The 24,022-nt window shown below is 42.3% G+C and carries 24 protein-coding genes; 7 read left to right on the top strand and 17 right to left on the bottom strand.

All coding sequences use genetic code 11. The features are described from left to right. Positions 1–20 precede the first annotated feature (20 nt). From AC3E9V_RS06345 to AC3E9V_RS06335, 3 genes are all read left to right on the top strand, one after another. Positions 21–599: a YceI family protein gene (locus tag AC3E9V_RS06345; protein ID WP_488752353.1), complete on the top strand. Its 579-nt coding sequence runs from the start codon at positions 21–23 to the stop codon at positions 597–599. Positions 600–711: 112 nt separating this feature from the next. Next, entirely contained in the window at positions 712–1,884 is a 1,173-nt protein-coding gene (locus tag AC3E9V_RS06340; RefSeq protein ID WP_488752352.1) for a hypothetical protein, read from the top strand. Continuing rightward, positions 1,877–2,377: a hypothetical protein gene (locus AC3E9V_RS06335; RefSeq protein ID WP_488752351.1), complete on the top strand. Its 501-nt coding sequence runs from the start codon at positions 1,877–1,879 to the stop codon at positions 2,375–2,377. Before AC3E9V_RS06340 ends, AC3E9V_RS06335 begins: the two co-directional genes overlap by 8 nt. A gap of 4 nt (positions 2,378–2,381) precedes the next feature. On the opposite strand, the gene thiL is transcribed toward AC3E9V_RS06335, so the two are convergent. Both thiL and mce read right to left on the bottom strand, forming a co-directional pair. Then, on the bottom strand, positions 2,382–3,413 hold the full coding sequence (gene thiL / locus AC3E9V_RS06330) for a thiamine-phosphate kinase (protein ID WP_488752350.1): 1,032 nt from the start codon (positions 3,411–3,413) through the stop codon (positions 2,382–2,384). Between the two features lies 1 nt (position 3,414). After that, a complete protein-coding gene (mce, locus tag AC3E9V_RS06325; protein ID WP_488752349.1) occupies positions 3,415–3,816 on the bottom strand; it encodes a methylmalonyl-CoA epimerase in 402 nt (133 codons plus the stop codon). 98 nt (positions 3,817–3,914) lie between these two features. Here mce and AC3E9V_RS06320 point away from each other — a divergent pair, with 98 nt between their 5' ends. Together AC3E9V_RS06320 and AC3E9V_RS06315 are read left to right on the top strand one after the other, a co-directional pair. After that, positions 3,915–4,322, top strand: coding sequence for a hypothetical protein (locus tag AC3E9V_RS06320; protein WP_488752348.1), 408 nt, complete (start codon positions 3,915–3,917; stop codon positions 4,320–4,322). A 1-nt stretch (position 4,323) separates the two neighbouring features. Beyond that, complete coding sequence (locus tag AC3E9V_RS06315; RefSeq protein WP_488752347.1) at positions 4,324–4,650, top strand: HesB/IscA family protein; 327 nt, start codon at positions 4,324–4,326, stop codon at positions 4,648–4,650. Positions 4,651–4,830: 180 nt separating this feature from the next. Here AC3E9V_RS06315 and AC3E9V_RS06310 read toward each other — a convergent pair whose 3' ends face one another. The 10 genes from AC3E9V_RS06310 to AC3E9V_RS06265 form a co-directional block, all read right to left on the bottom strand. Then, positions 4,831–6,078, bottom strand: coding sequence for a hypothetical protein (locus tag AC3E9V_RS06310; protein ID WP_488752346.1), 1,248 nt, complete (start codon positions 6,076–6,078; stop codon positions 4,831–4,833). 1,039 nt (positions 6,079–7,117) lie between these two features. Next, positions 7,118–7,603, bottom strand: a complete 486-nt coding sequence (locus AC3E9V_RS06305; RefSeq protein WP_488752345.1) for a hypothetical protein — start codon at positions 7,601–7,603, stop codon at positions 7,118–7,120. Positions 7,604–7,818: 215 nt separating this feature from the next. Next, complete coding sequence (locus AC3E9V_RS06300; protein ID WP_488752344.1) at positions 7,819–8,136, bottom strand: type II toxin-antitoxin system RelE/ParE family toxin; 318 nt, start codon at positions 8,134–8,136, stop codon at positions 7,819–7,821. Continuing rightward, complete coding sequence (locus AC3E9V_RS06295) at positions 8,129–8,377, bottom strand: type II toxin-antitoxin system ParD family antitoxin (RefSeq protein ID WP_488752343.1); 249 nt, start codon at positions 8,375–8,377, stop codon at positions 8,129–8,131. Before AC3E9V_RS06295 ends, AC3E9V_RS06300 begins: the two co-directional genes overlap by 8 nt. A 268-nt stretch (positions 8,378–8,645) precedes the next feature. Next, a complete protein-coding gene (locus tag AC3E9V_RS06290; protein ID WP_488752342.1) occupies positions 8,646–9,404 on the bottom strand; it encodes a LytR/AlgR family response regulator transcription factor in 759 nt (252 codons plus the stop codon). A gap of 139 nt (positions 9,405–9,543) precedes the next feature. Beyond that, on the bottom strand, positions 9,544–10,560 hold the full coding sequence (locus AC3E9V_RS06285; protein ID WP_488752341.1) for a sensor histidine kinase: 1,017 nt from the start codon (positions 10,558–10,560) through the stop codon (positions 9,544–9,546). Between the two features lie 33 nt (positions 10,561–10,593). Further along, positions 10,594–11,832, bottom strand: coding sequence for a hypothetical protein (locus tag AC3E9V_RS06280; RefSeq protein WP_488752340.1), 1,239 nt, complete (start codon positions 11,830–11,832; stop codon positions 10,594–10,596). 461 nt (positions 11,833–12,293) lie between these two features. After that, on the bottom strand, positions 12,294–12,500 hold the full coding sequence (locus AC3E9V_RS06275; protein WP_488752339.1) for a hypothetical protein: 207 nt from the start codon (positions 12,498–12,500) through the stop codon (positions 12,294–12,296). A 105-nt stretch (positions 12,501–12,605) separates the two neighbouring features. After that, the gene (locus AC3E9V_RS06270; RefSeq protein WP_488752338.1) at positions 12,606–13,037 is read right to left on the bottom strand and encodes a hypothetical protein; all 432 of its coding nucleotides are present in this window, start codon (positions 13,035–13,037) and stop codon (positions 12,606–12,608) included. Further along, the gene (locus tag AC3E9V_RS06265; protein ID WP_488752337.1) at positions 13,028–13,582 is read right to left on the bottom strand and encodes an RNA polymerase sigma factor; all 555 of its coding nucleotides are present in this window, start codon (positions 13,580–13,582) and stop codon (positions 13,028–13,030) included. The genes AC3E9V_RS06270 and AC3E9V_RS06265 overlap by 10 nt, the downstream gene beginning before the upstream one ends. 117 nt (positions 13,583–13,699) lie before the next feature. Between AC3E9V_RS06265 and AC3E9V_RS06260 the strand changes: the two genes are divergently transcribed. Both AC3E9V_RS06260 and lspA read left to right on the top strand, forming a co-directional pair. Beyond that, positions 13,700–14,044 (top strand): DUF6249 domain-containing protein, encoded by a 345-nt coding sequence (locus AC3E9V_RS06260; RefSeq protein ID WP_488752336.1) that lies wholly within the window; start codon positions 13,700–13,702, stop codon positions 14,042–14,044. A 361-nt stretch (positions 14,045–14,405) separates the two neighbouring features. After that, complete coding sequence (lspA, locus tag AC3E9V_RS06255; protein ID WP_488752335.1) at positions 14,406–14,933, top strand: signal peptidase II; 528 nt, start codon at positions 14,406–14,408, stop codon at positions 14,931–14,933. A gap of 123 nt (positions 14,934–15,056) precedes the next feature. On the opposite strand, the gene AC3E9V_RS06250 is transcribed toward lspA, so the two are convergent. From AC3E9V_RS06250 to argH, 5 genes are all read right to left on the bottom strand, one after another. Continuing rightward, the gene (locus AC3E9V_RS06250; protein WP_488752334.1) at positions 15,057–15,305 is read right to left on the bottom strand and encodes a hypothetical protein; all 249 of its coding nucleotides are present in this window, start codon (positions 15,303–15,305) and stop codon (positions 15,057–15,059) included. Positions 15,306–15,370: 65 nt separating this feature from the next. Next, the gene (locus tag AC3E9V_RS06245) at positions 15,371–18,247 is read right to left on the bottom strand and encodes a PD-(D/E)XK nuclease family protein (protein WP_488752333.1); all 2,877 of its coding nucleotides are present in this window, start codon (positions 18,245–18,247) and stop codon (positions 15,371–15,373) included. A 205-nt stretch (positions 18,248–18,452) separates the two neighbouring features. Next, a complete protein-coding gene (locus AC3E9V_RS06240; RefSeq protein WP_488752332.1) occupies positions 18,453–21,671 on the bottom strand; it encodes a UvrD-helicase domain-containing protein in 3,219 nt (1,072 codons plus the stop codon). A gap of 122 nt (positions 21,672–21,793) precedes the next feature. Then, positions 21,794–22,408: a DUF4136 domain-containing protein gene (locus tag AC3E9V_RS06235; RefSeq protein ID WP_488752331.1), complete on the bottom strand. Its 615-nt coding sequence runs from the start codon at positions 22,406–22,408 to the stop codon at positions 21,794–21,796. 277 nt (positions 22,409–22,685) lie between these two features. Then, on the bottom strand, positions 22,686–24,017 hold the full coding sequence (gene argH, locus AC3E9V_RS06230; protein ID WP_488752330.1) for an argininosuccinate lyase: 1,332 nt from the start codon (positions 24,015–24,017) through the stop codon (positions 22,686–22,688). Positions 24,018–24,022: the final 5 nt, after the last annotated feature.

Genomic DNA, 24,022 nt, shown 5'->3' with positions numbered 1-24,022 from the left:
ATTTTTGAAACTAAAGCACCATGTTACAATCAATTTTACTATCACTAACAGTTTTATTCTCTAGCGGAGATGGAACCAAAGCAACTTACACTGTAGATACAGATGCCAGCAAAGTAGAGTGGCTGGGCGAGAAAGTCACAGGAGAGCATAATGGCACTGTGAGCCTCAAAGAAGGGAACTTCACCTTTGAAGACGGTAAACTAACCGGCGGCACTTTCACAGTAGACATGACTACCATCACCTGTGAGGATCTCTCTGGTGAGTACAAAGGAAAGTTAGAAGGTCACCTTAAGTCTGATGACTTTTTCGGAGTAGAAAAGTACCCTACTTCTACTTTTGTGATCACGAAAGCAGTACCTCAGGGACCAGGCCGGTATAAAGTAATAGGCAATATTACGATCAAGGAAACGACAGAAGAAATTCAGTTTCCGGCAACGCTGGAAGAGAAAGACGGACAGGTTGTTGGGACGGCTGAGCTGACTATCGACCGATCTAAATTCAACATCCGATACGGCTCAGGAAGCTTCTTCGATAACCTCGGAGACAAAACCATCTACGATAATTTTGGACTGACTGTGAATATTGTAGCAAGTAAGTAAGGACAAACATTTTCAAATCTTGACGAAAGCCGATTGACGAATCAATCGGCTTTTTTATTTCCGGGTATTGAATTAAAATTAAGGTGTATATTTTTACCAGAAAGATATTCTAGTGGCACGCCTTCCTATATTAATATTCATTTTTACTTTCACTTTTGAGTTTTCAGGCAATTCACAAAACCCCTTTGACTCACGTATTGAAAATCGTGTTTCCTGTGAAGATGTCTTTTACTCGGCTTTTTATCTCATTCCAAAATATTATGAAAACTCTGAGCTAGACTCCATTAGACAGTTTTTAAACTACTGGGAAGACAAGTGTGGACCCAATAACTTCTCAAAACAAGTCCGAACTCTATTCGAATTGGAAAAAGGAGTTTTTAACTCCAAATCTGTAGACTATGAACTCTTTCAACACCTAATAGGCGCTGTGGGATATGTAGAGTATCTCTCTATGATGGACTCCATGAAGCTTTCATACTCCTCTATGCCCCACGAGACTCGCGAAGAGTTAGCATTATCTTATGAATTCTTTGTTTTCACTTCCGTTTGGGCTACTGACCTTTTAGATAAGTATGAAAGCTGTACGGACGAACACTTAATCCTTTTAGCTTATGCCAGTGACTTTGATTCATTTTTCAACACGCTGAAAGAAGGGAAATGCACATCAAGTGTCATATCTCAATTTTATAATGAGGAAGTTCAAACCTATTTAAACAAACCCGAAGGAGATTTGGGCTTGATCGTAGGTATGTGGAATCCACTGGGCAATGCTCGTATTTTAGGCATTCATCCTTCCCTGGGTTTTTATCTTGGGCTTCAGGATGGTAGACTTCTTTGGGATCTTACCATGCTTTTTCGGTTTATCAAAAGTCCCGAGCCATACCTGGTGGTGCATGATGGCGCCCCTTTGGAAACTACTCACTTTTTGGGTGGCTATATCGGTCTGGATGTTGGTTACCAACTCCTAAATACTCCCAATAGCAACTACTTCCTTGTGGGAGGAATGGGATTTGATGGGTTTGATGCTTTTAAGCCCGATCCTGATACGGATGAAGAGCCATCTAAATCTATTAATTCCTTAAACACCAATATAGGCCTGGGTGCAAGGTGGTTTTACAATGAATCAACCTATATCGGCTTAGAGTGTAGATACAATGTAGTGCGTTATAATAACCCCGGAGGAACCGACCTTTCAGGAAATACACTCTCCGTCAGGCTATTATTTGGTTTTACGAATAATTTCCAAAAACGACAAGCTCTAAATCAACTAAGATACTATGATTAAGTGGCTGATCCTTCTTTGTACTATCTGTGGATGTGCCTGGTATGGATCTTCAGGAAAGATTTATAACAGGAATATTGAAAAGGGGGACATTTTGGTCATCTTTCACAGATCAACATACTCGAACTATAGTGATGATTTACTCTTCAATAAAGAAATTATCTCCGCACTGAAAAAGCAAACTACAGGAATACGTTTCCAATATTTGAATCAGGATTACACCCCAAAAGCTTTCCACGCATCAGAAAATTTCAATGAGTATAGAAATACAGTTAAAGGATTCTTATTTGTTAATTCATCCTATAGAGCTAATTACGTAGACCTTGAAGTAGAATTGCTACTCTACAATAGTGACTTTGAAAAAATCTTACAAGCCAGGCATAATACATTCTGGGGAAATTCATACTTTATGCCGCCATCCAAAGAGCAAACAAGCCATGACGCAGCACATGGAGTCGTAAGGAAATTCTCCCGGAAATTAGAAAGGATACATTAACACATTAAAAATGCTTCCAGCCCTGCGCCCTTAGCTCCACCACATTCCCATTCCGGGTTACCATTGCTTTGCCCTTTCCGGCTTCCTGCATGTAGCCAATTGTATGAACAGCATCATGGTTTTTGATCTTCTCAAAATCATCCTGGGTAATGGTGAATAAAAGCTCGTAATCCTCTCCGCCATTCAGCGCACATGTATTCGGGTCAAAGCTAAACTCAGCTGCCGTTTCATAAGCTTCTTTATCAATAGGAAGCTTATCCTCATATATGGCTGCTCCCAAACCTGACGCTTTACAAAGATGAAAAAGGTCTGAAGCCAGTCCGTCAGAAACATCGATCATGGAAGTAGGTACTATACCAAGGTCTTTAAACTCGTGAATAATGTCCATTCGCGCATTTGGTCGTAGCTGTCGACCCACCACATACGGGTATTTATCCAGTTTTGGTTGCATGTCAGGGTTTCCGAGAAATTCCTGTTTCTCCCTTTCCAGCACCTGCAGACCAACATAAGCCGCTCCCAGGTCACCAGTCACACATAATATTTCTTTGTCGCCGGCTCCACTACGATAAACTACCTTTTCCTTTTCTACTGTACCCAGGGCAGTTACGGATATGACCAATCCGGAACGGGAAGCTGTGGTATCTCCTCCTACCAGATCTACATTGTAAGCCTCACAAGCAGCTTTGATTCCTTCGTAGATAAGCTCCACTGCTTCTACCGAAAAGCGATTGCTCAGGCCGAGACTGACGGTGATGTGCTCAGGCGTGCCATTCATTGCTGCAATGTCTGATACATTGACCGCTACAGCTTTAAACCCAAGATGCTGAAGAGGCATATAGGCCAGATCAAAATGGACACCCTCGATCAACATGTCCGTAGTAGTAAGCAGATAATGATCTCCTGCATCTACCACAGCCGCATCGTCACCTATTCCTTTAATCGTATTTTTATGATGGATCTTTACCCCTTTAGCAAGCTGGTCAATCAGTCCAAACTCACCCAGATCCCCTATTTCTGTTCGTTTTTCTTCGCTCATGTTATTTTATTTCCTGACACAGCTCTACTAACACGCCGTTTGTACTTTTGGGATGCAGGAAACATATCAATTTGTTATCCGCACCTTTCTTTGGATGTTCATTTATCAGTTGGAATCCCTCGTTTTTGAGCCGCTCCATTTCCCCGTGGATATCATCCACCTCAAAGGCTATGTGATGGATGCCCTCACCTTTTTTGTTAATATATTTTGAAATGGCGCTATCTTCAGTACCAGACTCCAGCAGTTCTATTTTGTTTGGCCCCACTTTAAAAAAAGAGGTGGTTACCTGTTCAGACTCTACGTTCTCCTCTTTATATGCAGACACTCCGAAGAGTTTTTTGAAAAGGTCATTGGCCTGACCAAGGTCCTTTACTGCGATACCGATATGCTCTATCCTGACCATGATGTCTTAATAATGTATTAATTTCGCAAAAATGAAGAAACTTTTTCTGGATTTGAAGGGTTTCTCAACATGTTGTATTTTTAAGTAAATGCGCGTTTATGGAATACCGGACTGACGTCCATGTAGAAGCAGCTAGAATACAGACCGAGATCCAGAACTTTCTTGGTCTAAGAAGCGCTGATCTGGTTTTTGAATATACCAACAATGATGGGAAAGTAAAGCTGGACCTCATTACCATAAACCCAAGACATAACCAGTCTTTTTTGTTTAAGTCCGTCACCGGTTTTGATAAGACCGATGCTCTAAACAAAATGCTGGACTATGTAAAAACGCATAAGGAAAAAGAGAGCTCATATACCATCCAGTGGACTACCAGGGGAATGAATGAGCTGCAAACCTCTTACTTCCGTGCAAAGAATATTTATGATGCCATGGATAAATTATACTATGGTCGTGATATGAACAACATCACCGTTTTTAGTGTTGTATTAAATCCAATAGCCTGATATGATCAACGTAACAGATAAAGCAAAAGAACGAATAGCAGAACTGAGAGTTGAAGAGGGTCACTCTCCAAAACACAATGTACGTGTGGCGGTAAAAGGGGGTGGCTGCTCCGGCCTGATGTACGATCTGCTTTTTGATGATAAGCTGACAGACAGCGATGAAGTGTTTGAAGATAAGGGGGTAAAAGTGATAGTAGATAAGAAAAGCATGCTCTATCTACTGGGAACAACGCTCGATTTCTCAGATGGATTGAACGGTAAAGGTTTTCAGTTCATCAACCCCAATGCCTCCAGAACCTGTGGCTGTGGAGAAAGCTTTGCCGTCTAAATACCGAACAAAATGTACTGGCGAGCCAATCCTGAGGGTTGGCTTTTTTTATATCCAAAAAATAAACGACGCCCTGAAGGCGTCGCTTATTTCATATTAACCAGTATAAATAAAGAAGATTCTTCATTATATTCACCCGAAGGGGTGATCCCGGACAGGCGAGCCTGCCCGGAATAGTAATCATCGAAACGAAATCATTTCGATACCCGCATATTCAATGTATTTGGTCTTTGAGCCCTGGATGATCACCACGCCCTGGTTTTTGTCACTCACATCCTGAGCTTCTCCCAGCAAAAAGCTGTCTCCGTTCTTTAGCGTTACAGAGCTGTAATCATAATTTTTAGGCGTTATCTCTTTGATGTTTCTGAATGGGATCAAAAACTCCACATCATCTGACATCCCCTGCAGTACCTCAAAATTGTAGGTCTCGTCCAGGTCAAAAACAATCTCTCCGGTAAAGTCTGCACCTCCGTTTGCAGTCACTTTTCCTTCAAGCTTCACCTGGTCACTAAAGTCTTTGTAAGCAGGACCGGAATGTGGAGCTTTGGAGAAAGTCACTTTGTCAAATTCGTCCCACGGGATATCCACTCGACCAAGTCCCTCTACAGTCACAATAATGCCGCGATTTTCATCATTTACATCATTGCTTCCTCTCAGGGTCAGCTCCCTGCCAGACTTTAGCACTACGATACTTCTGCTGCTGCCATACCGCTCGATGGACTCAATATTTTCAAACTCGATGGAAATATCTCCATCCTCGGTATCACCATCCAGCACATCCGTACCTACCCGCTCATCATGATCCCACTGCACAAACCCGGTAAATGTACCCGCACCAGATTCTACCGTACCGTAGAGTGGCTCACCAAACTTATCCTCCAGGCTATTGGGAGTTGGCATAAACTCTATTTCTTCTATTTTACCCCATGACAATTCGATCGTCCCCAGCTCAGGGTCATTTACCCGCACTTTGGTGCCAATATCATTGTACCCTTCCCCATCTACTTCGTAGTGCAATCCGTTTTGCAGGAAAACATCAGCACCCTCTCGTCGGTATGGCACAATCTTCCTGATCTCTCCAAACTGGCAAACAAACTGATGAGTAAAATCATAGTCATCTCCCCACTCGCCATCCCAGGCAATGCGGATCAGGTTATTACCGCTCCAGCCATCTCTTCTTCGATCTTCCAGCGCTTCACGCTCATCTCTTGAGAGGTAGTCCAGGTTGGTATTTTCTTCTTTGGCAGCATTGAACATATCCGTCCAGAAGACTTCTTCCTTGCCCCAGCGAAGCGCCCCGACATACTTATCTCCATCGATAGTGGTCACCTGACCATAAATGAAACCCGTGTCCTGAGCGCAGGTCTGCTGAAACCCAAACAACAGCAAGCCAGCTAAAAAGAAGTAAAATGTAATTCGTCCATTCATGATGAGTAGTAGTTTTTGTTTTTGATTCTTTAGGTTCAATCATTAGCGATTGATGACATTACGAATATGAAAGGAAAGCGCACCTTTTAAAATAGATTCCCGACGAGTCGGGCTGTGCTAAAACCGAATCGGGATATGGGGAGGCTTAAAAAATAGTAGGCAATAGGCTGAATAGGCAATAAGCAAAATGGTAATAGGCAAGGTTGTTAAGGAGCAGTAGGCAAGTGGCAGAGGCAGAATAGGCAATGGGCAATGGGCAATGGGCAGTATGCAAAAACACAAAAGGGATCTTATCCCTGAAAAGAAAGAAAATACAACTAATCCTTAAAAAAAGAGGTGAAGGAGGGTCGCCTCTAGTTGGTATTTCATAAACCCAATTTTTCTTTCCTTTCGGGTGAGTTGAAGCTTATAGAGTATTAACTAGTGGTTATGGAGCCAGAAGGTGTACTGAAACTACGGTTTGTTTGATCCGTATAATTTCTTCAGCAAGGAAGATGGATCTTGTCTGTTATCCCAAACGAGTAATAGCTTCAGATAGTCCGGATAGTTTCGGTAAAATAGGGAGACAGACTTATGGAATATCAGCTGACGAAATTCACTGTTTTTTGAATGTCGGAGCTAGTTCCGGGTTGCGTTGTATTTGCTCTATTCGGAATTAAGAAACTCATCTACGACTTGTTCATTCCAAAGCTCCAAAATAAAGTCAACTGTCTCTTGTAGAGAGTCTCTGGCAATGGGTGTCCATATAACTCGCTTCACTATCTCTTAAGAAGGGTTCTGGAATCAGTGTGATCTATACAATCCTCTTCTTTGGTTTCATCTAAAAGTAATAGCAGATCAACAATCTCTTTTGGCAGCTCATTTAAAGAGGCACTTCGAAAACCTTCTATTTTGCTGATTACCTTCTCGTCATCCAGGTTAGTAATCCAGTTAATAAGGGATATTTTCCTTTTTTCAATGGTTATAAAGAAAAGTTAATAATTTCTAGGCTGAAGACAATTGTCAAGTAGGCAGTAGGCAACCTGTGGAGAAATGATGTCTACTTTTTAAGGTACTCAGTTAAAACAATATGCATCTCCCTTATGTTGTTAAGCTGCTCTTCATTGAGATTAATAATTGGAGATTCAAATGCTAGAAAATGGGTATCTCTTAATTCAACGGGCCAGGACAAGTAACCAAAATGAGTTCGCCATTTGAATGAGTTAATACTTTGAAGAAGGTCCTCCAACCGTTTTTGGATTTCATCATTATCCAACCCCTTAATGATCACTTTCTTCTTGCCGAAAAGTGACTGCCTGGTCTTTATCAATAATTCTCTTTCCGGAACTTTTGAGAAAACTCGAAACTTACTGCCATACATGTTAATTGGCTTGGAATGTCTCAGCTCATAAAATAGAGCACCTTCCTCTTCTAATTGATAGTAAGTGACTTTTCCTCCAATGTATGGCACTTCTTCAACTTCAATATTCAACTGATTTTCAGAAGCAAAAGACTTGATATTTTGATCGAGTTTTTTCCAGTTCAATGGAGATCGTATTTAGATAGGCCAAATTGATCAATCACCCTTGCCACCTTTCCATTCCTGGATCACTACAATGTTAGCAATGATTATACACACAAAAGCAGTGTTCCTTAGCCAAAATCCAGCATTGGAGACGTCAAACTCAAAAATGAAATTCAATACCATGCAGACTAAGCTTATTAGGATAAGCACAAGTGCTTTTGTTTTATTCTTCATATTTATTTACGCTCGTGTGGTGGGTATTCGAGCCCGCCTTTGAGATCCATTCTTTCATGTAGAATTCTGGTTATTTCTACTTTATCCAAGGTTACTATTCGATAGAATATAATATGTCGGTTCACCTTGAGTCCAAATAGGTCATTGGTTATTCCATTGTAATTTCTGCCAGAGTTTGGGTTATCAGCAATTTTCTTAAAGCCATTGACGAGTTGTTCGTAGTAATAATCAGCTTGTTCTTCAGACCATTTATCAAAAGTGTAGTTCCAAATGTCAGCTAAATCCTTGACAGCAAGATTGGTCAGATGATATCTAGCCATTGGCCTTTGCAGATTTCAGCTGTTCCAAATGAGTTGTTGGGTTAAAATTATCCACAATACCACTGTCTATTCCTTCTTGAATGGCTTTTTTTAATGTAATAGCCTTGTTTTCTTCCTCTTCAAGAAGTCTTAATCCCGCACGAATAACTTCACTGGCATTCTTGTATCTACCTTCCGAAACACTGTGCCTTACAAAGTTGTCAAAATAGTTTCCCAGAGATATTGATGTGTTCTTGCTCATAGCTAAAGACTTTTCGCAAAGGTACCAAAAATTGGTACTTATTGCAAGCCATTTGCCTCGCGAGGCTCATATTCGTCATGTTTAGGTTACCCCAAAGCCCTCACCAGTCGCTCGGCTGTGTGTAGCAGACCAGGCCGAATGACTAATATGACCGAGGCCTCCGACCGTACCCCTCGCTCATACTCCACCTTGCCTATTGCCATTTGCCTACTGCCTATTAACATATCCTGTCTTAAATCTTTAGTCTTTCTACTTAAGTCTAAAGATCTCACTGATCCAGCCAGCTCTTAAACTCAGGCGTTTTATCAGCGCTGATGACCAGCTCCAGGTCTGATGAAGGGTTCAGGTCCAGCTTCAGTCGGCCTTTAAAATAAGGATGGATCTCAGCGATAGCCTCAAAGCTGATGATAAACTGTCTGTTCGCCCGAATAAACTTCCCCGGATCCAGCTGCTCTTCCAATATCTCCAAAGTTTGATCCATGGGTAATTTTTTACCCTCTTTGGATACCAGGTAAGTCAGTTTATTCTGGCTGTAGAAATAGGCCACTTTCTCCACTGGCACGGCCACAATCTTCTGGCCTACTTTGATCAAAAACCGGGACTTATAAGATCGTTTCTGGTTCTGGATCAGATTGTACAGGCTCTCAAAATCTGCGGGAAACTTATTCTGAGCTCGCCGGTCTTTAAATTTCCGGATGCTTTCCTGGAGCTTTTCCTTTTGGATCGGTTTGAGTAAGTAATCGATACTATTTACCTCAAAAGCCTTGATGGCGTACTGATCATAGGCCGTCGTGAAAATCACCGGAGTTTCCAGCTCCAGTTCCTTAAACAGATCAAAGCTGAGACCATCCAGCAAGCGGATGTCGCTGATCACCAGATCCGGCGCTTCATTGGCTTCAAACCATTCCTTCCCTTCTTCCACAGACTTCAGCACATCCACGATCTCAACCTCAGGATCAATATCATGGATCAGTTTTGTCAGCCGGTCTGAGGCTAGTGTTTCGTCTTCCAGTAGTAGAATTTTCATGTGCTTAAAGTCTCAAAATTTGACATTTGGTACATACTTCAGTTATGTCGATTGGACTACGCGTCCCGGTGTTGCTCAATAATTGGGTCGGACCGCGTAGGTTGAGGCTACGCGCCCCGGCATCATGCTCATTTCATGGCTATAACACTTCAATTTCAATTAATGGTAAGCTGGCTCTAAACGTACTGTCCCTTTTCTCCAGCTCCACCGGCTCATCCGAGTAGTAGCTGTATCGTGCTTTTATGTTTTTCAGCCCTGTCCCTGATTTTGTCTTTAGATCTTCGGGCTTTTCATTGATGTTATTTTCCACAATCAGGCGATCGCCTTCCCTGAAGATCCTGATGATCAAGGGCTTCTTCTTGGTTATACTGTTGTGTTTCACTGCATTTTCGATAAGCATCTGAATAGTGAGAGGTGGAAGCATCAGGTAGTTTGCTTCCTCATCCAGGTCGATCTCAAACTGAATGTGATCCTCAAAGCGTGTGCGGATCAGATAGATGTATGTCTCAATAAAATCCATCTCCTCCTGAACCGTAATCAGATCCTCGGCTTTGGTCAGGAGCATGGTCCGGTAAACCTGAGCAAAACGCCCCAGAAATTCCTGCGACTGCTCCGCATCTTTATCAATAAGCGCACTGAGGATATTCAGGTTGTTAAACAAAAAATGCGGATCCAGATGATTTTTCAGGGTTGCCAATTGAGAGCTCATGCTTTCTTTCTGAAACCTTTCCATTTCCAGCTCAGACTTCTTCCAATGCTCGAGAAAATGAAGGCTGAAGTAAATGGAAAAGATCGGGATAATGACGATCGCTCCGTAAACATTGGTCACAATCATCTGCTCGGTAGTTGGTAAAAAGTCAGTCAAAATGGATTTTACAAGAAAATAAGCCACATTGATCAACCCTATGGAGTAGACTATGCCAATGACTAAATGAGTAAAAAACCTTCTCAGACCAAACCGTGTCCAGGGAAACCACTGGTCAAGCTTTCTGGTTATAAGCCGATTTCCCCACCACAGGAAAATGACAACTAACAGAAAGGTAACTACCGTATAATACAGAAAAATCTCCGGTTGGTAATACCAAAATAAAAACACCACTGAAGCGATCAGCAGTGCATAAATGATCAGAGCTCTTTTGGTTGGTTTTTTAAACATTAATTCTGGTTATTCGGCGAAATGCTATTCGGATCAATCAAAAGTAATCTCAACAATGTCCTTCCATGGAATGTATTCCGGCTCATTGGCGCCTCTCTTGTAGACAAGCAGACCATCGTTTTGGTCAGAAACATCCCGGCCGTCTCCCAGCAAAAGGCGCTCTCCGTTTCTCAGTTCCACCATGGAATAATTATAATTCTTGGGAATGATGGCCTTAATGTTTTTAAATGGCACTTCATACTCCACACCATCATCCTTGCCTTCCAGCATTTCTACCTCCCAGGCTTCGTCAATATCATAAAGTATCCTGCCTGCATGTTTCTCTTCACGTACTGTGTATACGGTCCCTTGCAAACCTTGCGGCGCTTTGTAAGTACCGTATGCCGGTCCGCTATCCGGGTTTTGAGTGAGGGTAACCGATCTGAAATATCTCCAGGGAATATCCACTCTCCCTATCTCAGGTATATCGACTATAATCCCCCTGTTTTCATCATTCACATCGTTAGAGTTGGTCAGATAAAAAGTACGACCACTAAAAAGGATCACTTTGCTTCCGTTTCCATCCTTTTCGATGTACTGGATCTCCCTAAATGGGATAGAGATATCACCATCGCGATTATCACCATCCAGTTTTTCATTGCCCAACCGCTCATCATGATCCCACTGTATCAGCCCGGTAAAAGTGCCTTTTCGGAAAGTTTCCACTGTTCCATAAATAGGTGTAGCCAGTTTGGTTCTATACCCTTTGGGCGCAGCAAAAAACTCTACTTTCTCCATACGGTCCCAGTCAATGGATATATCTCCAAGCTCTTTGTCATAGACAATGATGTCCGTACCTATATCATTATAACCCTGACCGTCCAATTTCTTCTTTTGGCCATTTTTGAGCTCCAGGATAATCTGTGAGTGACCGTCGTTATAGATGGATCTGATATCACCAAACTGGCAACTGAACTGATGAACCACATGTGACTTGTCCTCCCATATGCTTTTGAGGTCCCAGTTGAAATCACTCCAATCCGATGATTTTTTCTCTTCTTTTTGACGGTAAATTTGCAAACGATCATCTTTTCCCTTAGAAGCATTGAAATGGTCCGTCCAAAAAGTTTCCTCCTTTCCCCAGCGGATGTTCCCTTCATAGAAATTATCACTGGTGGTTACCCGTCCATAGATATACCCCTGAGCATCCTGTGCTTTTACTTCATTGAGTATAATGAGGATGGCAATCAGGTTGCCCGCCAGGATCAAAAGAGTGCGTTTATGCTTCATCATCCATTTGTGTATTTCGCTTACACGTATCATAACCCCAAATATGGAGCGATGGATTCCTAAATATAAAGTACAATTGACTCACCCGGGTAGACTTCCTCCCGAATCTGGCTATTTACTTACCGAAATGGATGGAGGTCTTAGGAGATTATTTAGGTATTGTAGAGTGTCAATCCACTTATAAATCCAAAATCCTTCTTCCCGGCAGAGTCTCCTGAAAGGGACTCTGCCACTCCTGATTAATATATAACCTGACACTTTCTGGGTAGCAGGTGATCGGGATGATTGGAGTAAACCCCATCCTTTAAGGTATTTGTATCTGAAGCTTTTTCTATTCGCAGAGTCCCTGACGGAGACTCTGCTGGGAATTAAGGTAATGTTCTCCTGTCCAATGGATTTAAGTTCACTAACAATTCGTGGGTTTTCTTTATAAAACTCGATAAGAATATTTGTATCACAGAGGACTAATGACTTCTCTCCCATGCTTCTTTACGGAGTTTTTTTGAATCAATCTGCCTACCTTTCAAAAGACCTGCAGAAGCAAAAAAATCATACTTATCCTTTTGTTTTTGCTTGCTTTTCCGGACTTCAATAAATTCAAATTGACTTAACAGTTGAAGCAGGAAATCTACTTTCTTATCATCTTTTATAGTAAGTGTTATTTTTTGCATAGCATAATGCTTTCATACAAAAGAAACGATTTATTTGAATTTTTTGATTCAAATAGCCTGATTTTCTATCGTTCTCTCAATCCCTGAACCTCATATTTATCCCCGTCACTTACTAAAATAACCTCTCCGGAACCGAAAGCCTATGATGAAGTAAAGACCAAATACCACAAAGACCCCTACCGCTGCGGTAAAGGAGAATGGAACTTCGAAAAGCTGCAAATCAAACCAGGAAGCCAGCGTTTGAGTTGGTAATGTCCAATCCGTTAAAAAGCTGAAATCAAACTGATCCATAGAAATGGCAGGAAAGCTGGAACCGGTATCCAGCCAAAACAGGTAACTTATCAGCATTACAAAACAGCTTGCCATAGTGATCCATGCCCTCTTTCCAATCACAGGCTTATATTCAAACACCTCCCTGGCTTCCATAATTTCCTTCATGATCTTGTTATTAAGATCCGGAGAGGGTTCGGAGGCTGATTGTCGAAACATAGCTTTTAATGCTTCCTCCTCATATTGATTTCCGTCTTTTAATTCCATTCCGCTACTCCCATTTTATTTAAAATCTCAAGTAACTTTTTTCTGCTTCTGTGTAAACTCACTTTGACATGAGAGGCTTTCTTTTCTGAAATATCGCAGATCTCTTTGATTGATAGCTCATTGTAGTAAAAAAGGGTCACAATGGCCTTTTCCTCTTGAGAAAGTTGATCAAGCGCACTATCCAGAATCTGTCTCATATCGCTTAAATCAGTCAGCTGACTCACATTGTCAGCATAAAGGTCTTTTTGGTTCTCCACCACATCCCCCGTGATCGGCCTTACCTTACGCAGCTTTGTCATGCAGGTGAAATATGCGATACGCAACAGCCAGGTAGAAAACTTAGCTTCATTTCGAAATTGCCCAAGAGATCTGTAAGCTTTAACAAACGTATCCTGAACAACTTCATCAGCATCTTCCTTATTGCGTAATGTGTATAATACAAAATTGAACACCTGCTTCTGATACTTATCTACCAGATCTGAGAAGGCAAGATCATCTCCCCCTAAGATCTTTTCAATCAAATAAGTATCATCCAGGTTAGGCATTTGCTCTATAGACTACTCTTGGGATCTCCCGGTTACAATTAAATTTAGGTTTTTCTGTAACCAAACTTCTTACCCGGTAGTCAATCAGGGCAAAAATCAATTTTTAACAAATAATCTATGGAACCATTAATCGTTTTTCTTGCTTTGTTTGCTACCATTTTTGGTATCTCTTATGTTTTCCTTTCCACCCGAAATAAAGAGCGTCTCGCATTGATCCAAAAAGGTGCTGATGCTTCACTATTTGAAAGGAAGGGCACCAAATTTTCCATTGCTAAATTTATACTGAATCTTGCACTATTACTGGTCGGCATTGGATTGGGGATATTGATCGGATTTTCACTTCACGAGATCTTCAAACTGGATGAAGAAGTGGCCGTTCTATCCATGTTATTCACTTTTGGAGGATTAGGGCTGATCGCTGGTTTTTTTATAACCAGGAGGATAGAACGAAATGATACATAAAAAACGACAAGGTCAAAACCCCTTGTAAAGGCCTCAAAATTCAAAGGAAGTTTTGAGGTTTATTTTTTTAAGGAAAACAATTAAACTAATTAAAGTCCAACAATGGTATTCACAGAAGAGAAAAACTTTGACGCCTTCTTCCCGGCAGAATCTCCTGAAAGGGACTCTGCCACTCCTTATTAATTATATAACCTGACATCTTCTGGGTAGCAGGTGATCGGGATGATTGGAGTAAATCCCATCCTTTCAGGTATTTTGTGTCTGAAGCTTTTTCTATTCGCAGAGTCCCTGACGGAGACTCTGCTAGGAATTAGAACTTTCCGAAAACAACTCAATTAAGCTGCATCCGTAAACAATGGAAATGAAAGCAAAAATTACCCGAATTCTTCCTATTCTCATTGTTTTAATTGTCAACATTAGCTGTGATCAGGTGTCAAAACAGCTAGTTAGAGAAAATATTGTCTACAATGAAAAAATAGGTTTTCTAAACGATCACCTCCTCCTGACAAAGGTTGAAAACGAAGGAGCATTTTTAAGTCTGGGGGGCACGCTCCCAAAACCAGTTCGTTTCCTGGTTCTGACTGTTATTCCTGGATTTGTTCTTTTGTTGGCTTTGTTTTTTATTACATCCAAAAAGAACCTTTCGAGGCATACCGTATTCGGTGCCAGTTTTGCGCTGGGAGGCGGGATAGGCAATCTTTATGACCGGATATTATACGGTTCCGTTACAGATTTTCTGCACATTGATTTTGTGCTTTTCAAAACCGGGGTTTTCAATGTAGCCGATATGTCCATCATGTTTGGAATGATACTCATCTTATACGATGCTTATATGCATCCTCGTATGACTTCTTTAAGAAAACCCTCAAAGTTGGGGAAGGAAATTTGAGAATGAAACTCGAGGTAGAAGGCTTTGGAATTAGCTATTGACTAGTCGTTCCTTGAAAAACGAATAATACCTGCGATACCCATCCCTGCTAGTGCGATAAACATTAATATTATTATTGCAATTTCAAACATCCTTTAGTTCTTTAAGTTTTCTCAGGTTCCTGACAACTAAACTAATCAATAATGCTACAAAGATAACCAAAATTAATCCTCCACCTCCCACTAAAATCTTCATAACAAGAGATGAAGGTTCTTTAATAATTAACGCAGATACCCCTCCAGCTGTTGCGATAATCGCAATCGTCAGTAATCGGATCAAGTCAGTATCAAACTTAATAGCCTCTTTTATTGCATCCCGTTGTGATTCACTCATGAAATCTAAAATTAAACCTCAAAATCTTCTTGTCCTAAAAAACAGATGGAGGTTTTAGCCATTTATCATCGCTGACAGATCTCCTTATACGAACAGTAACTACATTTTTTCTCATCATCTGTCTGATCAAAGAAGGTCCCCGGATCATAGATCTCTGTTAAAAGGTCAGTAAGTATTTTTTCATACTCATCAACAAATCTTCTGAATTCTCTTACCGGTGTACTGCTTCTTCCCTCCTTCTGATCGATCCACCAGCTAAAATTCTCATCAAACAGATCCCGACTGTTGAACAACCCGGGCTCGATCACATCATAATCACCATCATAACCCTTTAAAAAGAGGTAGCTGTAGAAGAAAACCTGGAACACGGCCTTTCTTCGTTTACTTTCCTCCCGATCGATCAGCGACTCAATGGTAGAGAAGTTCTTCTCATCCCGGCCGGTTTTATAATCAATCACGCGTACTTTCCCTTCTTTCATATCCAGGCGGTCAATCACCCCTTTCAATCGTACCGTTTTCTTGCTTCCATCAATCTCAATGGGATACTCAAGGCTATATCCATCCCGGGTACCTGCCTCCAGCCCCAGGATCTGAAAGGGTGCATACTGCTGATCATAATCCAGGATCTTCTCCATGAATTTTTTCAGTACATCTGCCGCAATCAGCGAGCGTCCCTCCAGCTTAAATTTCCTGGTGTTTTTAATCCCGTAATGATTGATAAACGTTTTATTCAGCGCTCCATCTATGCCAGCTTTGATCCAGAAAATATCTTGTGGGTGTATTGTAGTTCGCTTTTCCTTTTGAATGAATTGTTTGTACAAGAGTTCCATGCTATTGTGCAGGATATTTCCAAAGACCATAGGATCCAGCTCCTCCTGCACCTCATCCGGCTCATAGAGCTTTTCGATGTATTTGAAGTAAAACCGCAACCGGCAATCCAGATACGTATTTAAAGCCGAAGGTGTAAATCGTGAGGCATCTTTTCCCTCATATCCTTCGAGAAACCGCTCCATTTTCTTTTGGATAAGGGGAGTCTTTCGGATGGTGATAGGGTCCGGCGCGGTTGTCTTAATGGGGTTTGCAAGAATACGCTTTTCAATCTTATAGTCTGATTCTACTTCAAGCTGCTGAACCAACCGGCTCAGTTCCCCATTGACATTGAATTCGGCTACAGTATTGTAGAAGAAATGTACGGTTTTGGCTCGCTGAAGCAGGCGATAGAACAGGTACGCATAGATCGCATCATTGTGATCAAATGTTGGCAGTTCAAAGGCTCGCCGTATGTTGTAAGGAATGAATGATCCTCTCTTGGGAGTAGCCGGCCAGCTGTCTTCATTCATGTTCAGGATATAGACATGATCAAAGTCCAGGTTTCGGGTTTCCAGGATACCCATGATCTGCAACCCATTCAATGGTTCACCGGTAAATGGAATTTTCAGGCTTCTGGCAAGTCGCCTGAAAAGTTTAATCAGAAAATCGTAGCTGAGATCATCTGCCCGGTCACCCATCATGACCTGAAGCTGATTTACATGCTGGTAAAACCGGCTGATAAACTCCAGCTCCAGGTCATGACCTTTGTCTTTCCAGGTCTCATAAAGCTGACGCAGGATATCTGAAAGGTAAAGGAGTGCATGGTCCGGCTTCTGAAAGATCAGATTGAATAGCGGATGTTCAAACTCCAGGTCTTCCTGGTAAACAGAGATCAGGTTACGCTTTTTGATCTCAGCAATAAATTCTTTGACCTTATTTTCTTCCAGCACAAACAGCAATGGATGCTCCAGCAACTCAATAAGTGGCTTATGATAAAATGCAACCCCATTGACAACACTTTCACGGCGCATATTCTGCAGCACGAGAGCGCTCTCCAAAAGACTGTAAACAGGCGTGTCTTTGAGCGGATACCCCATGGTGATGTTTACCTTGTCTATTTCATCGGGAATAGCATGCAAGGTAGGGAACAGCATATGCTCATGAGGAAGCACCACCACTGTTCGTTCGGGCTGAAAATCCTTTTCTTTAGAGAGCCTTACCAGCTCCTCGGCAAGTGTTTTGGTCTGGCCAACTTCCAGGGATACTCCGGTGGAAACCATCTTTTTAGGAGTTTTCAAGCGATAGGGAAGCTCCTTTGCAAAGGTTTTTCCAAGAACGGAATCCCGGGCGTACTCCCGAAGAAAAAAACCCGCTTCCTGTTTCCGATTGCTGAAATAGTAATCATCCACATCCCAAACTACACTGGCATTGCATTCATGTACAAAGTGCTTTATGATCTTCTCCTCCGCAAAAGTCAGGGCATTAAATCCGGCAAAATACAACTCCCGGTCAGTGGTTATTTGTTCCTCTCCTAAACGCCCGGAAACATCCCGGTAGATCAGACCGCCATACGCTTCCCCCTTTTTCTTCAACGCATCCTGGAAAGCCTCATAAACCGGCAGCAGGATCTTCCAGGTCTCCAGGAAGGCCTCCTGGGATTTGGTGGTTTTTGGTAAAAAACTGCTCCAGAATGTCTGGATTATTTTCTTATCTTCCTCATCCAGGAAATAGAATTCTTCATCCAGCTCCTTTTGCGTTTTGATACTGGTAAAAAGATGTTCCGGGTTGACCAGGTACTGATCAATCTCGTCAAAATCGCGAAGGATCATCTCTCCCCAAAAAAAGAACTGGTCAAATGTTTCTTCCTTCTTTTGATGGGTCTTGTACACTTCGTACAGAGCAAACACCGCCTCAAGCGTCTCAATCTTTTTATAGGAGGAGAATTGCATCACAAAGTCTTCCATACTGTATACCTGAGGCATCCAGATAGGCTTATCGATGTGCTCAGCCAGAGCCTTGCGGAAAAACAAGCCCGCCCTGCGGTTAGGGAAAACTACCGTCACTTTGTCCAGTTTCCCTTCATTTTCGTGAAGGATACGTTCTGCAAGCTCTGATATAAATGTTTGACTCATTTTAATCTTTGTGGTTTTGACATTAAGCTGTTTTGCCAGGATCCGGCAAAATATTCCTAGTTGATTATGATTGCTCAGTTTTCATTCTTTCGAGTAAGATCCCTCCTCCGTCGGGATGACAAAGGAGAGAAATTATGTCATTTCTGTCAAAGGCATACCTTCGGTAGACGCTAGGAGAAATCTTACTATAATATTTCCATGTCATTCAGGTGGCTACCTCCACCACTTCCAGTTCCTTCAAATACACCAAATAACCAACCACACCCGGATAGCCCATCTCAGCCATTATTTTCATATACTCCTTCACCTGACCCTTGTCTTTCTCTCGCTGAGATCCGGTCTTAAAATCAATGATTACCGTTTCTTTATCTGACCTGTTAACCCTGTCGATCCGCCTAAAATCTCCTCCCGGCAACAAAATGGGTACTTCAGTATCCACCTGCCAACTTGTATCAAACCAGTTTTTCAGCTCGGGATGTTCTACCACTGCCGTCAGCTCCACACGCTCCGGCAAATGTGAAAATTGCTCCAGATCGTCTCTATACTTCACCCTGCTTAAGAGCTGATGCAGCTGAATGCCACGAAGTGTTGCATCTACAAATACAGCTTCATTGAGCTCCGCTGAGCCTTTAATCTGAAGGCTTACTTTTCCCCGCCACGGACTGCTGAGGTAGTGGTCCAAACCAAACTCCAGAGTTTCCTGTTCTTGTTTTTCGGGCCGCAACCTGTCCCCTTTTATAAACCTCAGTTGAGACTCGTCCCATTCCGCCTGGTCAGTAAGATATTGGTAAACCAGATCATTGATCCCCGTGAGCCGACTGTTTGTTTTTGGTAACTTACCCATAGCATAAAGAGCCCCGACCGGCCTGGTAAAGGCCACATACAACAGGTTAAGATTATCCAGATAAGCCTTGAGCTTTTCATGGTAATAGGCTTCCGCCCAATACGTTTTTGCCAGCTTTTGACCGTACTTTACAGGCACGACAGGAAGTTGATTAAAAGGCGGATGGTCTACACCTTCACACCATAAGATGTTGTCCTGCAATGCTTCATGATCCAGAGACCAGCTGAGAAATGGCAAAATCACAACCGGAAATTCCAGCCCCTTGGCTTTATGGATAGTCAGGATCTTAATGGCATTGTTTTCGTCTGCAATCTGGATCGCCCGCTCTTTTCGAACTTCCTCCCACCAGTCAAGAAATGACGGGATATCTCCCCGCTCGTTTTTCGAGTAATCCAACACCGCATCCTGAAACCCCTGCAAATAAGTAAACTCCTCCCGAACCTTATCCAGGTCAAAAATCTTGATGATACTTTCTACCAGCTCATAGAGCGGGAGTGTTTTCAGGTACCCTTTTTGCCTGACAAACTCCCCCGGTACCAGCCGTTTCCAGTCCTGGGTAGCAGAGAAGATCTGACTACCCTCTTTCTCACTCTTTTTCACATAGTGCAAATACTCATAGAGCCACTCGGAGAGTACGATGGTGTTCTTCTCATCATTCAGCCATTTGATGAGTGAAACGACAAACCGCACCAGGTGACTGGAAGTCAAAAACAAGGCTTCTGAACTCACCACCTCATACCTCAGGTTCTCGTCTGCTTGCCCGGAATTTCGATATTTAATAAAAGCATCCGCCACCTTTTTCCCTTCTTTCGCATAGCGGGTCAAAACAGCTATATCTCTCAGCTCAAAACCATCTCGCTGTAAATCCTCGACCAGCCTGATTGTTCTGTTGATGGCCTCATCCTTCCAGTTTTCTTCTTCGCTAGTTTCTTCATCATCAATGAACTCAACCTGAACCATCCCCTGAGCCGCTACCCGGTCTGAAGGCGCTTTTTGAGCTACATCATCGAATGTGGCAAATACACGATCCACCTGACTACCCACCTGATCCCGAATCTGATCATCTGAGATCTCAGTAATGGCATTCCTGAAAAAGTCAACAGAAAACTCCTGGAGATTCTGAAAAAAAACATTGTTGAAATCGATCAGCTGTCCGGAGCTTCGCCAGTTTGTATCCAGCTGGAGTTCCTTAACATGATAGTCACCAATATCCTCCTTGATCCTGCTTTGTAAAAGGTCCCAGTCGCCTCCACGAAACCGGTAAATCGACTGCTTCACATCCCCTACTACCATGCTGAAATTCCCTTCATCGGTAGCATTTTTTACCAACGGCTTAAAGTTGTCCCATTGAAACGCCGAGGTATCCTGAAACTCATCAATGAGATAATGATTAAACAGAGTCCCTACCTTCTCGTAAATGTAAGGAGTGTCGCTATCCTGGATAATTTGATGTAGGAAATCGGGAAGATCCGCGATGAGCATCACATCATTGTCATCCCGATACTGCTGCAGATACTTGTTAATCTGGGCCAGGATCCCGAAGGCATAAAAATACCTGAGCACCTCCTGGGCCGATAAGTAGTTGATCAAATTTTTATCGATGTAGCTGATCACCTGCTGATACTGATCCAGCACAAAATCATCCAAAACCTGATTTAGCCGAACATCACCCAGATCCGCTTTCTTCAGCCATTTGGATTTATCACCAGCAGCCGCCTTACGTGAATCCGACACCTCAAACCGTCTGGAATCAGTCCCGAGCAGTTTATAAAAAACGCCAACGGGACCACTCAGCCCCCTGGTAAAAGATGTGGGGTCTATACCTTCATTTTCAAGCTTCCCAATCACCTCCCTGGCCATCCTGGTCAGCTGGTTTTCAAAGCTGTATTTTACCTTGTTCAGGTCTTTTCGGAGTTGGTTAAAAAAACCAGGTTGTTCACTCAGCTTTAAGACCTGTGAAGCATACGCTTTAAAATCATCTTTCAGTATCTCTTTACCCAGTGCGGAGATGTCTCTGCGAAAATCCCAGGACTGGCCTTCTTCCACCTTATTTTCGGCAAATTGTGTCAGCCAGCTTCTCAACTCTTTTTGCTTCTCTTCCCCTACTTCCAGGAGCATCTGATCGATCACCAGTTGCAAAACCTTATCCAGGTCCAGGTCTATGGTAAATGTACCCTGGAGTCCCATCTCACGAGCAAATGAGCGTATTACCTGGTGAAAAAAACTGTCAATAGTAACTACTGAAAAACGACCATACTGGTGTAGAATATCTGACAGGGTTCCGGAAGCTCTTTTTTGCAATTCATCTTCGGTGATCTCCAGCAAATCACAAAGGTCTTTTCGCATTGGGTGGTTCTTCCCTTCAGCCAGATCCTTCAGAATATCCACTATCCTGCTTTTCATCTCTTCGGTAGCCTTATTGGTAAAGGTGACACCAAGAATGTTTCGAAAAGCATTGGGACGGCTGAGTGCCAATGTGAGATAGGAACGGGCTAATGTGAATGTTTTTCCGGACCCGGCTGATGACCGGTAGATGTGAAAAGGTTTGGGGTTTTCAGTTGAGCGTTCCGTCAATGACATACTACGCAAATTAGACGGATATCTATTAAGTATCAATTTCTAACACGAAAAAAGGACAGCCCTTCAAATAAAAACCTATCGGGGCTGTCCTTACTTTTTACTATTAGGTATTTAATATTGTTTCAGGCGCCTTCACCTGCTGTAAACTGATATTCCGCAAAGATCTTCTGAACGACTTTGCGAACGCCATCAAGCTCACGGTCTAAAACGTAATCATCCTTAATGCCAGAGGCATATCCTGTCCAGATTCTGGCGTATGTATCCATATCTACAAAATCAATCAGCAAAGTACCATCTTTGAATCGATAATTCCGTATGTCATCTCTTTCTCTGATTTCAGCTTCCGGTACTATGCCAATCATATCTTTTCTTAACTCGCCAGGTGTCCAGTAGTTCTCATCTTTATAGACATCTACATACCCTGGAAATTCACCCTCTTCCTCAAATACTCTGAAATTTACCAGAAAGTCCGGGTCAGACTCTACTTTTTTATATCCTCTTGCTGCTAACTCATATTCTATGGCTTTTCTGATCTTCTTCTTCAAAACCATATCATTTAGTGTATAAACAGCATCGTTTTCGTTTTTAGCATAGCTGGCCCATGTGTAGGTTTTTAGCTTGCTAAAGTCGGTTCTCAAGCTTTTATCTGTTGCTACAAATACTTCCTGTGCTGACAGTTGACTTCCTACAAATGTCAGCAACAAAGTCAATAAAGTAGTTTTTATTAAATACTTCATCACTTTCAATTTGTTTAAATCCAACATAGTGTCGAAAGGCTACTTAAGTCGGTTTCGACACGGGTACAATTCTTGCACCCAAGAAGGAGAGCAATCCTTTATAAAGCTCTCATTATCTGCAACTTATAAGTAAGGTTATTGTTTTGGATGATTCCGAATCGAAAGGAAACCTGGCTAGTTCCCTTGGAAACTGGAAACTTGTTGGTGACAACACCCCAACAAAGGCGGAAGGCGGAAAGTTGGAACCTGATTTCGAATCAGTACCATTCAGTTAAGCTCATTTAGTCAACTTCTGATACGCATCACGTACGTGACCGAAAGGAAACTTATCAAGTTCCCTTTTTATTTTTTCAGCTATTTGATCATTGGCTAAATTTCCTATACTCCCCAAATGCTTATGGTCAATCTCCCTGTTAGCTTTATAGGTACCTTCTTCCACTTGTTTGCCCACTTCCTTGTAAGCTTCTCTAAAAGGGACGCCTTTTAAGACCAGTTCATTGACCAGCTCAACGGTGAACAAATAATCATATTTCACATCCCTGATGACAGTATCGTTTACTCTGATTTGTTCCAGTGAAAAACTGGCAATATCCAGGCATTGCTTCAGGGTCTGAATACCGGGGAACAGATGTTCTTTTAATTGCTGCAAATCCCGGTGATAGCCGCTTGGCAAATTGCTTAGTAGCAAATTCAGCTCATTAGGTAATGCCATCAGCTGATTACATCTGCCGCGAATCAGCTCAAAGACATCCGGGTTCTTCTTGTGAGGCATGATGCTCGATCCGGTAGTTAGTTCATCAGGGAATGAAATAAATCCAAAATTCTGACCAGCATACATGCAGATATCCATAGCTAGCTTACTCAGCGTGGATGCCACCGAAGCAATCGCATTTGCCAGCCCAACTTCTGTTTTACCTCTGGTCATCTGTGCATACACCACATTGTAATTTGGTTCCTCAAAGCCCAGGAGGCTTGTCGTCATTTCCCTGTCCAGTGGAAAAGAAGATCCATATCCGGCTGCCGAACCTAATGGGTTCTTATTGGCCAGGTCATAAGCACCCTTCAAAGCGATCAGGTCATCTGAAAGACTCTCGGCATAAGCCCCAAGCCACAAACCAATGGAAGAAGGCATAGCCACCTGCATGTGGGTATAACCCGGAATTAATACCTCCTTGTATTTTGTACTCTGCGCAAGTAATACCTTTGAAAGCTGCTCAACCAAACCCACTATCTGCTCAATCTCAAACCGAAAATACATTTTCAGGTCAACCAGCACCTGATCATTTCGTGACCGTCCGCTATGGATCTTTTTACCCACATCCCCCAGTTTTTGGGTCAGGAGTAGCTCCACCTGGGAGTGTATATCTTCAATGCCCGGCTCTATGGTAAGCTCTCCGGCTTCCGCTTTTTGGTAGAGCAGCTTCAATTCTGCCTCAAGAACTTTCAACTCATCCTCAGTAAGCAGATTGATACTTTGGAGCATCCTTATATGTGCCAGTGATCCCAAAACATCAAAAGGCGCCAGCAAAAGGTCCAATTCCTGGTCATTCCCGATCGTGAATTCTTCAATTTTCTTATTGACATCCGTAGATTTTTGCCAGAGCTTCATCAGTA

This window comes from Marinoscillum sp. HNIBRBA16962, from assembly GCF_057801515.1.
Note: the sequence above shows the minus strand (reverse complement) of the source record. Positions and strands in the feature narration are given on the sequence as shown.